The organism is Nocardioides sp. zg-1230 (assembly GCF_013155335.1).
Taxonomy (GTDB): domain Bacteria; phylum Actinomycetota; class Actinomycetes; order Propionibacteriales; family Nocardioidaceae; genus Nocardioides.
Genome location: NZ_JABJQZ010000001.1, coordinates 877,895 through 891,382 on the forward strand (window position 1 = coordinate 877,895; position 13,488 = coordinate 891,382).

Annotated in this window: 12 protein-coding genes and 1 pseudogene; 7 read left to right on the top strand and 6 right to left on the bottom strand. The window is 72.2% G+C overall.

The annotated features are described in order from the left end of the window. Positions 1-22: 22 nt before the first annotated feature. Together HOO61_RS24780 and HOO61_RS04240 are read right to left on the bottom strand one after the other, a co-directional pair. Entirely contained in the window at positions 23-358 is a 336-nt protein-coding gene (locus HOO61_RS24780; RefSeq protein ID WP_367650073.1) for a cation:proton antiporter regulatory subunit, read from the bottom strand. Beyond that, positions 356-1,213: pseudogene (locus tag HOO61_RS04240) on the bottom strand (RimK family alpha-L-glutamate ligase); the annotation flags it as partial. The pseudogene HOO61_RS04240 and the gene HOO61_RS24780, both read right to left, overlap by 3 nt. Positions 1,214-1,265: 52 nt before the next feature. Between HOO61_RS04240 and HOO61_RS04245 the strand changes: the two are divergent. Further along, the gene (locus tag HOO61_RS04245) at positions 1,266-1,757 is read left to right on the top strand and encodes an ATP-dependent zinc protease (protein WP_367650016.1); all 492 of its coding nucleotides are present in this window, start codon (positions 1,266-1,268) and stop codon (positions 1,755-1,757) included. 9 nt (positions 1,758-1,766) lie between these two features. On the opposite strand, the gene HOO61_RS04250 is transcribed toward HOO61_RS04245, so the two are convergent. After that, entirely contained in the window at positions 1,767-3,116 is a 1,350-nt protein-coding gene (locus HOO61_RS04250) for a hypothetical protein (protein WP_172257207.1), read from the bottom strand. A gap of 156 nt (positions 3,117-3,272) precedes the next feature. Here HOO61_RS04250 and HOO61_RS04255 point away from each other — a divergent pair, with 156 nt between their 5' ends. From HOO61_RS04255 to HOO61_RS04275, 5 genes are all read left to right on the top strand, one after another. Next, positions 3,273-4,754, top strand: coding sequence for a carbohydrate-binding domain-containing protein (locus HOO61_RS04255; RefSeq protein ID WP_172257209.1), 1,482 nt, complete (start codon positions 3,273-3,275; stop codon positions 4,752-4,754). Positions 4,755-4,803: 49 nt separating this feature from the next. Next, positions 4,804-5,163: a hypothetical protein gene (locus HOO61_RS04260; RefSeq protein WP_172257211.1), complete on the top strand. Its 360-nt coding sequence runs from the start codon at positions 4,804-4,806 to the stop codon at positions 5,161-5,163. A gap of 111 nt (positions 5,164-5,274) precedes the next feature. Next, positions 5,275-6,222, top strand: a complete 948-nt coding sequence (locus HOO61_RS04265) for a succinylglutamate desuccinylase/aspartoacylase family protein (RefSeq protein ID WP_172257213.1) — start codon at positions 5,275-5,277, stop codon at positions 6,220-6,222. A 20-nt stretch (positions 6,223-6,242) separates the two neighbouring features. After that, entirely contained in the window at positions 6,243-7,439 is a 1,197-nt protein-coding gene (locus HOO61_RS04270; RefSeq protein ID WP_172257215.1) for a cysteine desulfurase-like protein, read from the top strand. A gap of 48 nt (positions 7,440-7,487) precedes the next feature. Beyond that, positions 7,488-8,345: a GNAT family N-acetyltransferase gene (locus HOO61_RS04275; protein ID WP_172257217.1), complete on the top strand. Its 858-nt coding sequence runs from the start codon at positions 7,488-7,490 to the stop codon at positions 8,343-8,345. Positions 8,346-8,387: 42 nt separating this feature from the next. Here HOO61_RS04275 and HOO61_RS04280 read toward each other — a convergent pair whose 3' ends face one another. Continuing rightward, the gene (locus HOO61_RS04280) at positions 8,388-8,648 is read right to left on the bottom strand and encodes a hypothetical protein (protein ID WP_172257219.1); all 261 of its coding nucleotides are present in this window, start codon (positions 8,646-8,648) and stop codon (positions 8,388-8,390) included. A 118-nt stretch (positions 8,649-8,766) separates the two neighbouring features. Then, positions 8,767-9,471 (bottom strand): slipin family protein, encoded by a 705-nt coding sequence (locus tag HOO61_RS04285; protein WP_253941964.1) that lies wholly within the window; start codon positions 9,469-9,471, stop codon positions 8,767-8,769. Positions 9,472-9,835: 364 nt separating this feature from the next. On the opposite strand from HOO61_RS04285, the gene HOO61_RS04290 reads away from it, so the two are divergent. Next, positions 9,836-10,876 carry a DNA polymerase IV gene (locus HOO61_RS04290; RefSeq protein WP_367650017.1) on the top strand — a complete coding sequence of 347 codons (1,041 nt, stop codon included), beginning with the start codon at positions 9,836-9,838 and terminating at the stop codon, positions 10,874-10,876. Between the two features lie 67 nt (positions 10,877-10,943). On the opposite strand, the gene HOO61_RS04295 is transcribed toward HOO61_RS04290, so the two are convergent. Further along, positions 10,944-13,487, bottom strand: coding sequence for an ABC transporter permease (locus HOO61_RS04295; protein ID WP_172257221.1), 2,544 nt, complete (start codon positions 13,485-13,487; stop codon positions 10,944-10,946). Position 13,488: the final 1 nt, after the last annotated feature.

The following is a 13,488-nucleotide window of genomic DNA, read 5'->3' on the forward strand; positions in this document are numbered from 1 at the left end:
ACGGGGCACTGGTCTAGCGAGGTCAGGAGCTCTCCGGCGGCAGGTGCTTCTTCATCAAGCGCCGGACCCGCTTCTGCTTGCGGTCCGGGATCATCGAGCGCATCTCCTCGAGCTTGCCGAAGCAGAGGAGGCGGTCCTCGCCCTCGAGCACGGTCTTGTTGCGCGGGTTGGGGATGACGTGGGGGCCGCGGTGGAGGGTCAGCACGGTGATGTCGCGCTCGTCGAGACCGGAGTCGCCGAGCTTCTTGCCGACCATGTCGGAGCCGCCGTGGACCACGATCTCGGCCACGCCGTACCCGGTCGAGACGGTCAGCCGCTGGCGTACGTCGATGTCGGGGAAGGCGACCTGGTTGGCCATGTAGTCGACGATCGCGCCGGCGACGTCGAGCTTGGTGGCGGTCTCGATGCCCTCGAGGCCGGGTGAGGAGTTCACCTCCATCACCTGCGGGCCCTTGCGGCCCTCGAGCATGTCCACACCGGCCACGCGCAAGCCCATGATCTGCGCGGACCGCACGGCCACGCGCTCGAACTCCTCGTCGAGCTCGACCGGCTCGACGCTGCCGCCGCGGTGCACGTTGGAGCGGAACTCGTCGCCCTGCGCCACGCGCCGCATCGCCGCGACCACGCGGTCGCCGACGACGAGGGCGCGGATGTCGCGGCCCTTGCTCTCCTTGACGAAGCTCTGGATCAGCACGTTCTGTCGGGTGCTCTGCAGCGTCTCGATGATCGCCTCGGCGACCTTGATGGTCGGGGCGAGGATGACGCCGATGCCCTGGGTGCCCTCGAGCAGCTTGATCACGACGGGCGCGCCGCCGACGCGCTCGATCGCCGGGATCACGTCGGCGCGGTCACGCACGAACGTCGTGGCCGGCATCGGGATCTTGTGCCGCGACAGGATCTGCGTCGCGCGCAGCTTGTCGCGGCTGTTGGCGATGCCATAGCTCGTGTTGGGCGTGTAGACGTCCATCTGCTCGAACTGCCGCACGACGGCGGTGCCGAAGTAGGTGATCGAGTTGCCGATGCGCGGCAGCACGGCGTCGTACGTCGACAGCTGCTTGCCGCGGAACAGCAGGTCGGGCTCGTCCCCCGACAGGTCGATGCCGAAGCGCAGCGTGTTGAGCACCTTGACGTCGTGACCGCGGTCCACGGCGGCGGTGCGGAGCCGCTGCGTGCTGTAGGACCGCGGGGCCCGGGACAGGATGGCGAGCTTCATGGTCAGCCATCCAACCACCTGCCCCAGCAGCCCCACCTGCCAAGATGACCGCGTGGACAGCGCCCCCCAGCAGACCCCCGTCGACGACAAGGTCGTCGTCGGCTGGCGCGAGTGGGTGGCGCTGCCGCAGGCCGACGTCCCGTGGGTGAAGGCCAAGATCGACACCGGCGCGAAGTCGTCCTCGATCCACGCCTTCGACCTCGAGGTCCACGAGCAGGACGGCCAGGAGTGGGTGCGCTTCTCCATCCACCCGTGGCAGCGCTCCGACGAGGACCACGTCGAGCTCAGCCTGCCCGTGCTCGACATGCGCGAGGTGCGCTCGAGCAACGGCCAGGTCGAGAAGAGGTACGCCGTCGCGCTGGACGTGACGCTCGCCGGGCGCACCATCACGACCGTCATGACGCTCAGCAACCGCGACGAGATGGGCTTCCGGATGCTCATCGGGCGCGAGGCGCTCGAGCGCGGGTTCCTGGTCGACTCCTCTATCTCGTACGCCGGCGGGCGACCGCGTCGGGCCGTCCGCCGGAAGAACTGGGGCAAGTAGCCCCCGGCCTCAGCGCCGCCTGATCTCGCAGGAGCGCAGCTTCTCGCCGCTGCAGGTGTCACGGCCGGCGTTGCCGGCGATCGTGTCGCGCCCGGGACCGCCGACGAGCAGGTCACGGCCCCTGCTGCCGCGCAGCGTGTCCTTGCCGCCGCCGCCGAACAGGCGGAACTTCTGCGGGTTGCACCGGAGGCCGGCCTCGAAGTAGTCGTCGCCGCGGCTCTGGCGGATGTCGTCGGCCCCGCCGCGGCCCTTCACGGTCGCCTTGCAGGCGTAGAAGCGCAGCTCGTCGGCCTTCTTGGTGCCCTTGAGGACGAGCTTCTTGGCGCCGACCAGCTGGGTCTCGAAGCCGGTCAGGCGGTTGCGTACCGTGCGGCCGTTCTTCTTCGTCACCATGCGACCCGAACGGAGATCGAGGTCGAGGCTCCGGCCCGCCCACATGTTGACGTGGTCCGCGCCGTGGCCACCGGCGTACGAGCTGCCCTTGCGCCCGACGTTGTCGTCGTAGCCGAGGTGGAGGACGTCGTCACCGCCGCCCATGATGATGTTCTGGCGGCTCTTGTCCGCGTGGGGGAACCGGAAGTCGAGCTCCTCGTCACGGTCCGTGCCCAGGAAGGTGAACGACCGCGGCGTGCGTGAGTTGCTGCCACCGGTGGTGTAGCGGTCGAAGCCCGTCCAGGACAGCTGGCGCGTGCCGTCCTGGCTCAGGGTGCCGCTGCTGGCGTGGACGAGGACGTCGCCCCCACCCACCGTGAACCCGAGGCCGGCACCGCCCCCGCCGTCGAGGCGGAAGCCCGCGCCGGCAGGCCCGATCCACGCCACGCTGCTGCCGAAGCCGGCACCGTCGTCGGCGCCGAGCACGACCACGTCGGCGTTGACCACGGTCCGGTCGGACCCGGAGACCACGCGGTCGTCGCCCCCCGACCCGGTGGTGATGCTGTCGCGCTCGGTGTCGACCGCGGGACCCCCTTCGTAGCCGTTGATGCCACCGTGGACGGTCTCGTCGTACGCCGACCCGGTATAGGTGTCGCTGCCCGCGCCGAGCTCGACGTCGACGCCGCCGATGACGGCCGAGGCGTCGACCACGTCGTCGCCCGCGCCCGCGTCGACGCTCACGTCGCCGAAGGCAGTGCCGCCGGTGACGCAGATCAGGTCGTTGCCGCCGAGGCCGACCGTCGTGCCCACCCCGTTGGTCACCATGACGTCGTCCCCCTCGGTGCCGACCAGGTCGTACTGACCCGACCCGACGACGGTGGCCGTACGCCCCTGACAGGTGTACGAAGCCGCCTGCGCGCCGGGTGCGGTGAGCAGCGTGACGGCGAGCAGTCCGGTGGCGAGGCCGGCGGGCAGGAGGGGTCGCATGCGGTTCCTTCGGTCGAGGTCGGTCCGTGGGAAGACGCCTGCGGGCGCCGGGAAGTTGTCAGCCCATCACACAGCAGACGCACAAGGTCACCCCACGGCGCGGACAGGTGGGCCGTCCACCATCGGGGCATCCGACCTCCACGAAAGGCCGCACCCATGCGACTCCTCCCCCTCCGCCAGGCCGTGGCCGGGACCCTGGCCGCCGTCCTCCTCGCGGGGTGCGGCGCGTCCGTGGCCAGCGACACGACGTCCACGGGCGACTCGACCACCACGACGTACGCCGCGACCTCGGGCACGACCGTCGAGGACGTGCTCGAGGACGACGTCGAGATCGAGACCGGCGACACGTCCTACGACGAGAAGGACGCCACGACGATCAGGTTGACCGGCTCAAGCGCCGAGTCCGACTCCGACGCGGTCACCGTCGACGACGGCACGGTGACGATCGGCGCGGCCGGCACCTACGTGCTCACCGGCGAGCTGACCGGCCAGGTCGTCGTCGACAGCGCCGGCGTCGTACGCCTCGTGCTCGACGACGCGACGATCACCTCGGAGACCACGGCAGCGATTGACGTGGTCGACGCGACGTCCGTCGTCGTCGTGCTCGCCGACGGCAGCACCAACGCGCTCGCCGACGCGGCGACGTACGACGGCACCTCGGAGGACGCGCCGACCGGTGCCCTCTACTCCACGGCCGACCTGACCATCGGCGGCACCGGGTCGCTGACGGTGACCGGCAACAGCAACAACGGGATCGTCGGCAAGGACGGCCTCGTCATCACCGGCGGCACGATCGACGTGACGGCCATCGACGACGGCATCCTGGGCAAGGACTACCTCGTCCTCACCGACGGCACCGTCACCGTCGACGCGGTCGGCGACACGTTCACGTCCGACAACACCGAGGACGCCGGCTCGGGCTTCGTGCTCATCGAGGGCGGCGAGCTCACCGTGACCTCCCAGGACGACGGCATCAAGGGCGTCCAGGTGCTCATCAAGGGCGGCACCGTCGACATCGCCGGGTCCACCGAGGCGCTCGAGGGTTCGCTGATCGTCATCGACGGCGGTGACATCGAGCTGCACTCCGCCGACGACGGCGTCAACGCCGCCTCCTCCGACGACAGCGGGGCCACCGACGGGCAGCCCGGCGGCGAGATGGCGGCGGACGACTCGCTCCACCTCTACGTCAACGGCGGCACCCTCGAGGTGTGGGCCAGCGGCGACGGGCTCGACTCCAACGGCGACGCGACCATCAGCGGTGGTGACATCACCGTCCACGGCCCGACCACCGACGGCAACGGCACCCTCGACGTCAACGGCACCTTCACGATCAGCGGCGGCACGCTGCTGGCCACCGGCAGCGCCGGGATGATGGTCGCGCCGTCCACCGACTCCCCGCAGGGCTGGATCGCCACCGCGCTGGACGCGACGGCCGCGGCCGGCTCAGAGGTCGTCATCAGCGACGCCGACGGCGCCGAGGTTGCGACGTACACCTTCGCGAAGGACGCCGCCTCCGTCGTCCTCTCCTCCAGCGACATCACCTCCGGCGACACCTACACCGTCGCCGTCGACGGCACCGAGACGTCCGTGACCGCCGGCGAAGCGCCCGCCGGTGGTCACGGCGGGCCGATGGGCTGACGTCGTGCCCGACCACTCCACCCCCACCCCCACCGCGAAGGAACCCGACATGACCGAGCAGTCCATCCCCACCGCCCGCCGCACCTGGCGCGACCGCCTCCCGTTTGGCCGCAGGGCGGTGGCCGCGGGCGCCGTCGTGGCCGGCCTCGCGATCGGCGGCGCGGGTTTCGGGGCCGGGTACGCCGTCGCCGACGACGGCGCGGCCGACACGACCACCACCCAGACCACCGACGACTGGGGCCGGGGTGCTTACCCCGGCGGGCCCGGCGGGGAGATGGGCGGCCAGCGGGGCGTCCCGCCCGGCGACCTCTCCCAGGGCGGCGGCCCCGGAGGCGGGACGACCGACCAGGCGCCCGACTTCGACGGCGACGGCGTACCCGACACCGACACCGACGCGCAGAACAGCTGACCCCCCGATCCGCCCGCCCCGTCCCCTCCGTTCCCCCGGGAGGTGGTCGGGGCGGGCCTGTGTCCGCACTACCCTGAGCGGCGTGACCCCTGCCGACCGGAGAGCCGCCTAGTGCCTCGGGAGTCCTTCGCCATCGGTGGCGTACGGATCCGCGCCGGGACGGTGCGTGCGCTCGAGCTGCCGATCACCCGGCTCGTCACCGGTGCCGACGTCACGCTCCCGGTCCGCGTCGTGCACGGGCGCGAGGACGGTCCGCGCGTGTGGATCGACGCCGCCATCCACGGCGACGAGGTGGCCGGCGTCGAGGTGGTCCGCCAGGTGATGGCGGGCCTCGACCCCAAGACGTTCCGCGGCACGCTCGTGGCGGTGCCGATCGTCAACGTGCTCGGCTTCATGACCGGCGACCGCTACCTCCCCGACCGCCGCGACCTCAACCGGTCGTTCCCGGGGTCCTCACGCGGCTCGCTCGCCGGCCGCATCGCCCACCTCTTCATGCGCGAGATCGTCGCCGGCTGCGAGGTCGGCATCGACCTGCACACCGGCTCCGACCGGCGCAGCAACCTCCCTCAGGTGCGCGCCGACCTCGACGACCCGCGTACGCGCGAGCTGGCCGCGGCGTTCGGCGCCCCGGTGATGCTCCACGCCCGCATCCGTGATGGCTCCCTGCGCCACGCCGCCGGCGAGCACGGGGCGAAGGTGCTGCTCTACGAGGCGGGTGAGAACCTCCGCTTCGACGACTACGCCGTCGAGGCCGGCGTGGTCGGCGTACGCCGCGTGCTGGCCGCGCTCGGCATGACCGAGCCGGTCGACGAGGCGCCGGTCGAGCCGAGCCTGGAGTGCCGCTCGAGCGGGTGGGTGCGGGCCCGGCGCACCGGCATCCTGCACCTCGACGCGCACCTCGGCCAGAAGGTCAGCGACGGCGAGCGGCTCGGCACCCTCTTCGACTCCTTCGGCAAGACCCTGCGCGCCGTCTACTCCAACCGCGACGGCATCGTGATCGGCCGGACCGAGGCCCCCCTGGTGAACTCCGGGGATGCCGTGGTGCACATCGCCAGCTGAGCTTCTGGTTGGCTCGTGCCGTGTCCTTCGACGTCGCCGCCTTCCGTGCCGGGTTCCCCTCCCTCGACTCCGGCATCGCCCACTTCGACAACCCCGGCGGCACCCAGACCCCGGCCGTCGTCGGTGAGGCGATCGCGCGCACGCTGACCGGACCGCTGTCGCAGCGCGGCTCGGCCCTGGTCAGCCAGCGCAACGCCGAGGACGCGGTCGCCGGCTTCCGCTCCGCCGTGGCCGACCTGGTCGGCGGCGACCCCGGCGGGGTGGTCCACGGCCGCAGCGCCACCGCGTTGACGTACGACGTCTCCCGCACGCTGGCGCGCACGTGGTCGCCCGGCGACGAGATCGTCCTCTGCGAGCTCGACCACGACTCCAACGTGCGGCCGTGGATCCAGGCCGCCGAACGGGCCGGTGTGACCGTTCGGTGGCTGCGCCTGGACCCGGCGACCGGCGAGCTCGACCTGTCGTCGCTCGACGTCATCGGCTCACGGACCCGGCTCGTCGCGCTCACCGCCGCCTCCAACCTGCTCGGCACCCGGCCCCCGGTCGCCACCGTCGCGGCGCGGGCGCACGAGGTCGGCGCGCTCGTCCACGTCGACGCGGTGCACCACACCGCCCACGCCGCGCCCGACATCACCGCGATGGGCGCGGACTTCCTGGTGTGCTCGGCCTACAAGTTCTTCGGCCCGCACTGCGGGTCGCTGGCCGCGGACCCCGCGCTGCTCGAGACGCTGCGGCCCGACAAGCTGCTGCCCTCGACCGACGTGGTGCCCGAGCGGTTCGAGCTCGGCACCCTGCCCTACGAGCTGCTCGCCGGCGTGACCGCGGCCGTCGACCTGATCGCCTCCGTCGGATCGGGCGACACCCGGCGCGCGCGGCTGGTCTCTGCCGCTTCGCAGATCGCCGCGCACGAGCTGCGGCTGCGGGAGCGGATCGAGGTGGGACTCGAGGCCTTCGGCTCGGCGCTGACGCTCCACTCGCGGGCGGCCGACCGGACCTCGACCCTCTTCCTCACCCTGCGCGACCGCTCGCCGCTCGACGTGTTCGAGCACCTCGCCAAGCGCGACGTGCTCGTGCCGGCCGGCACGTTCTACGCCCACGAGACCTTCCGCGCCCTCGCCCTCCCCGTCGACTCCGGGCTCCGGATCGGGCTCGCCGCCTACAACGACGACTCCGACGTCGACCGGCTGCTCGAGGGGTTGGAAGAGGCGCTCGCCTGACCACGCCAGGTGGGCGACACGAGTCAGCGACGGTGAGACGCTGGCGGCGTGCCCGGCGACGATCTCGACATCCGCAACGCCCCGACCGAGGCCGGCACCCGGCTCGAGGCGTGGCTGGCCGGGACTCGCGTGGGCGCGGCCACCGCCCGACCGGTCGAGCTGTTCGAGAACGAGCAGTTCTGTCACGTCGAGGTGGCTCAGCAGCACCGACGGTCGGGGATCGGCACGGCGCTGTACGCCGCACTCGACGAGCACGTCCCGCCCACCGAGGCCCTGATCACCCGCGTCCTGCACTCGCAGCCCGAGGCCGTCGGCTTCGTCGAGTCGATCGGCTCGGACCTGGTCGAGCACTGCCCGGCACCCCGGGTGGTGCCCGCATCCCCCGCGTGGCGTGCGTGGGCGGCCGCGCACCTCGCCCCGCCCGGGACGACCGTGGAGCCCAGCGACGCGGTGAGCGCCGGACAGGTGGATGAGGCCTTCGTGGACTGGTACGTCTGGGCGCACGAGATGATCGGTCCGCTCCGTCCCCGCGACGTCGTCGCGAGGGCAGCCGCCGGCACCGCCGCCGAGCTGGACCACCAGGTCTCCCGCCTGGTGCTGTGCGCCGGGCGCATCGCAGCCTTCAGCCTCGTCTTCCAGGACGCACCCGACGGGCTGCAGCGGATCATCGCCGAGACCACCCGGGTCGAGGAGCCCAACGGGCCCTCCCTGGTGGCAGCGGCGCTGGCCGCCACCCTCGAAGCCTGCGCCCGACGCGGCGACGAGCTGGTCGAGCTGGAGGGCCGGACCATCGACCCCCACCTGCCTGCCGTGCTGGCGACCTTCCCTGCGCACGACTCCGCGCCGATGAGCGTCGTACGCCTGCACCGCCCGTCCCATGACGCCGGCGGCGCCGAGGCGCCCTGACTCGAAGTTCGCCCGCAACACGAGTGAACTTCGAGCCTCCGGTCAGTCGGTCCGGTGTCCGCCGTCGACCTGCTCGGAAAACTCCTCCGCACCAGCGCCGCCCTCGTGGGCGCTCGAGTCGAGCCCGTCGGTGTCCACCGTGTCGCCGACCGTCGCGTTGCCCGCGGGCTCGGCGTCGAGCGCCCGTTGCCGGTCGGCGTCGCTGACCCGCTCGCCCGCGCCCGGAAAGACGGACTGCTCGGGGTGCTCCGCGTAGGGGTCGGGATGGGGGGACTCGGGCCCGGCCTGCTCGTCGCTCGTCATGACCTCGACCGTACGCCGACCGGCGTACGGCAGCGGACCTCCCCAGGGGTGGCGGTGAGTGGGGCAGGTTCCTACGACCGTATGAATCCGCCGACTTGGAACCTGCCCCACTCACCGCTCACTCCTCGCGGGAGGACGCGCGCGCCGACTGCACCAGCTCGACGCGCGAGCCCGGCGGGAGCGCCTGCACCAGCCGCAGCTGCGCGAGCGACGGGTGGTCGTCGAGCAGCTTGGCGCCGTTGGCCAGGGACCGCAGGGCCGCGGTCTCGGCCCGCGCCGCCTCGAGCTGGGCCTGCGCACGGTGGCGGCCCACGACGAGCTCGGCGTACGCCGCCCGCAGGTCCCCCGGCAGCACGACGTCCTTGACGACGACGTCGACGAGCCGGATGCCGACCTCAGCCGCTGCGGACGCCGCCCGGTCGCGTACGCCGTCGGCGAGCCGGGTCCGCGGCGCCCGGACGAGCGCCTCGGCGTCCTGCGAGGCGAGCACGTCGCGCAGGCCTAGCTGGACGGCGAGGTAGACCGCACCGACCGGGTCGCGGACGAGCTCGGTGAACGCCACCGGGTCGGCCACCGTCCAGCGGAAGACGGCCGACACCTTCGCGGTCACGCCGTCGGCCGTCAGCACCTCCTGCACCGGCACCAGGTCGATCCGCTCGCGCAGGTCGACGAGCTGGTGCTCGGCGCGCCTGCGTACGACGTGCCGGCCGGGGCCGAGGACGACGGTGGGCTCGCCGTCGCGGCGCTCGAGGAGGGCCTCCCACGGCTGCACGGTGCAGCTGTTCAGGAACAGGAGCTTGAGGGACATGAGATCGAGTGACATGGGCGGACCTCCTTCGCGGAGAGCGGTGGTGGGCGGATGGGACGGATCGACCGGGGTGGCGGCCGGCGACCACGGCGGCGGGCGGGGACAGGAGCCGTCGTGCTGACCGGATCCGCCTCAGGGCTCGTCGTCGTGACACATCACCGGCCACCACCCGTGAGAGGAGTGAGAGTCGAACTCACAGGAGTGAACAGCTCCGATACCAGTGCCTGTGCAGGGCGTGGTGGCGAGGTACGACGCGCGGAACGGGGCCCGGAACTCCGGCCCCGCCGCTGATCTCGCCTTGGACGAGGCTAGACGCCGCGGGCCTCGTGCCGCACCTGGTTTTCGGCGGCCTGTCGGTCCGCCCGGCCACAATGGCGGGGTGCGTCACTGGGTGCTCCACGTCGACATGGACCAGTTCCTGGTCGCCGTCGAGCTCCTGCGCCGGCCCGAGCTGGTGGGGCTGCCGGTGGTGGTGGGCGGTCGCGGCGACCCGACCGAGCGGGCAGTGGTGTCGACGGCGTCCTACGAGGCCCGCGCGCACGGCGTACGCAGCGGGCTGGCGCTCAAGCTGGCCAAGCGGCGCTCGCCCGACGCGGTGTTCCTGCCGGTCGACTTCCCGGTGTACGAGGAGGCGTCGGCGCGGGTGATGGAGACCTTGCGCGCGACGCCGGGCGCGGTGGTCGAGGTGCTCGGGTGGGACGAGGCGTTCGTCGGCGTCGAGACCGACGACCCGGTCGCCACCGCCCGGCAGGTGCAGGCGGCGGTGCTCGAGGCGACCGCGCTGCACTGCTCGGTCGGCATCGGCGACACGCTGGTCCGCGCCAAGATCGCGACCGACTTCGGCAAGCCGCAGGGCGTCTTCCAGCTCACCCGCGACAACTGGATGGAGGTCATGGGCAGGCGCCCGACGACCGCGCTGTGGGGCGTCGGCACCAGGATCGGTGGGCGGCTGGAGGCGATCGGCATCCGCACCGTGGCCGACCTCGCCGGCGCCGCCGACGAGGCGCTCGTCGCCGCGTTCGGGCCGACCAATGGTCCCCACCTCGGCCGCCTCGGTCGTGGCGGCGGGCGGTCCCGCCCTGACGACACCCCGTGGGTGGCGCGGGCCCACGGTCGCGAGACGACCTACCAGGCCGACCTCACCACGCCCGACGACGTACGCACCGCGCTCCGCGAGCTGGCCGCGCGGGTCGTCGACGACGTGCGCAAGGAGGAGCGGGCGGTGCAGCGGGTGCACCTCAAGATCCGCTTCGCGCCGTTCTTCACCTTCACCCGCATCCGCAAGCTCCCCGAGGCGACGTACGACGTCGAGGTGATCGCGCAGACGGCCTTCGAGCTCTACCTCGCCTTCGAGGACGACCGCCCGGTGCGACTGCTCGGGGTGCGCGGGGAGATGGTGCCGCCCGACGGCGGCTACTGAGGCCGACAGTGGAGCGCACGGCCGGTAGGTCGGGCCGCGCGCTCCCCGGTCGGACAGCAGGGTCGGGCTACTCCGTGGCGATGGCGTCGAGCACCTTCATCCGCGAGGCGCGGACGGCCGGGACGATCGCGGCGAGGACGCCGAACACGACGGCGATCACGAGGAAGACCACGAGCGAGCCGAGCGGCAGGGACAGGACGGTGAGGTCCTCCTTGAGCGACTCGCGCAGCGCGACCCCGATCAGCAGCCCGACCGCCAGGCCGAGCACCGCGCCGAGCACCGCGATGGCGATCGACTCGAGGGTGATCATCCGCCGCAGGCGGCGCCGCGACAGGCCGACCGCCCGGAGCAGCCCCACCTCGCGGGTCCGCTCGATCACGCTGAGGCCGAGGGTGTTGACGATGCCGATGACCGCGATGATCACCGCCAGGGCGAGCAGGCCGTAGATCAGGAACAGCAGCTGGTTGACCTGCTGCTTGATCAGCTCGGCGAAGCCCTCCTTGTCCTGCACGGTGACGACCGGGATGTCCGCGACGACCTCGTCGAGCGCCGCCTGCACCTCGTCGACGTCGGCGCCCTCGGCGACGTTGATGCTGAGCGTGCTGTCGTTGCGCCGCAGCCCGGCGTCCTCCAGGACCCCGAGGGGCATGGTGACGCCGCTGGTGATCGGGGTGTCCTCGAAGACGCCGACGACCTCGAGGTCGACGGTCTGACCGCCCGGGAACGCCACCGGCAGTGTCGTACCGACGTCGGCGTCGAGCTCACCGGCCGTCGACTCGCTGAGGATGGTCTGGTCGCCGCGCATCTGCTGCGTGCCGCGTCGCATGTCGAGCTCGTAGATCTCGGCGAACTCGTCGTCGACGCCCGCCACGAAGCTCTGGTCCTGCTTGACCAGCGCCACCGATCCCTGCATCCGCGAGATCGTGCCGACGCCGTCGACCTCGGCCATCTCGTCGCCGATCTTCGTGGGGAAGCCCTGGAAGCTCGGCGACTGCACCAGGAAGTCGCTGCGGAACTCCTGGTCGACGAGCTCGTCGTTGGTCGCACTGAGCGAGGAGGCGAGCACGCCGACGGCCGACACCACGGCGAGGCCGATCATCAGGGCAGACGCGGTGGCGCCCGTACGCCGCGGGTTGCGCAGCGCGTTCTCACCGGCGAGCTTGCCCGCGGTGCCGAAGACCTTGCCGAAGACCGTCCGGCAGGCCAGCAGCACCGGCCGACCGAGCACCGGCGCCATCACGGCGACCGTGATCACCCAGATCACCGAGCCCGCGCCGATCCACGCCGCGTCCGCCCCGGGCGCGCCGACCAGGCCGGCGGCCATGAGCGCGGCCCCGACGAGGAGGGCGAGCGTGCCGAGGACGAGCCGTCGGCGACCGAGCGCCTTCTCCTGCACCACGAGGTCGTCGCGGAGGGCGGCGACCGGCGGCACCTTCGCGGCGCGTCGGGCCGGCACGAAGGCCGCGACCATCGTCACGCTGATGCCGACGACGTACGCCGCGATGATCGTCGTGGGCGTCAGCACCAGCACGTCGCCGGCGATGTCGAGACCCTGCGCGCGGAACACCGCGGCGAGCCCGCGGGAGAGGCCGAGCCCCAGAAGCAGCCCCAGCGTCGAGCCGAGCAGGGCCATCAGGAAGGCCTCGATGAGGACCGACCGCGTCACCTGGCGCCGGCTCGCGCCGAGGGCGCGCAGCAGCGCCGACTCGCGGACCCGCTGCGAGACGAGGATGGAGAAGGTGTTGAAGATGATGAAGGCGCCCACGACGATCGCGATCACCGCGAAGGCGATCAGGAAGTAGCCGATGACGTCGAGGAACTGGCCGATCTGCTCGTCGGACTCGTCGATCACCTCCTGCCCGGTGACGGCGGTGAAGCCCTCGGGAAGGACGGTCTTGGCGGCGTCGGCGAGCTCGGTCTGGCTGACCCCCTCGGCGGCCGTGAGGGCCACCGTGGTGAAGGCGTCCTCGCCGTCGAGGAAGACGTCCTGGGCCTGGCTGGTCTCGAGCAGCGCCAGCGTGGCACCGGCGGTGCCGCCACCGTTGAAGTTGGAGGTGCCGACCAGCTCGAACCGCTGGCGCAGGTCGCCGACGGGCAGCAGCAGCGTCACCTCGTCGCCGATCTCGTAGCCGCCGCGCTCGGCGGACGAGGCGTCGAGGTTGATCTGGCCGGGCGCGTCGGGCCACTCGCCCGACTCGAGGATCAGGATCGGGTCACCGGCGACGTTGACGCTGTCGTAGTAGTTGAAGACCAGCGTGGGGGCGCCGGTGCCGCCGACGAGCTTGCCGTCCTCGCCGAGGAGGTAGGCACCCACGCCGTCGACGGAGCCGTCGGCGGCGGCGACCTCGGGCAGCTCGCCCAGCCGGTCGACGACCTGCGGCTCCACGAGCTTGGTCGTGCCGGCCCCCGAGGCCTGGAACGACACCTCGCCCTCGGTGCGTACGAGCGCGTCGGAGGTGGAGCCCTCGATGATGTTGTCGAAGGTGGAGCCGAGGCCGTGGCTGAAGGTGAGGACGCCGGCGAGGAAGCCGATGCCGAGCACGATCGCCAGCGTGCTCATCACCAGGCGGACCTTGCGGGCCACCAGGTTGCGCCAGGTGAGCCGGAGCACC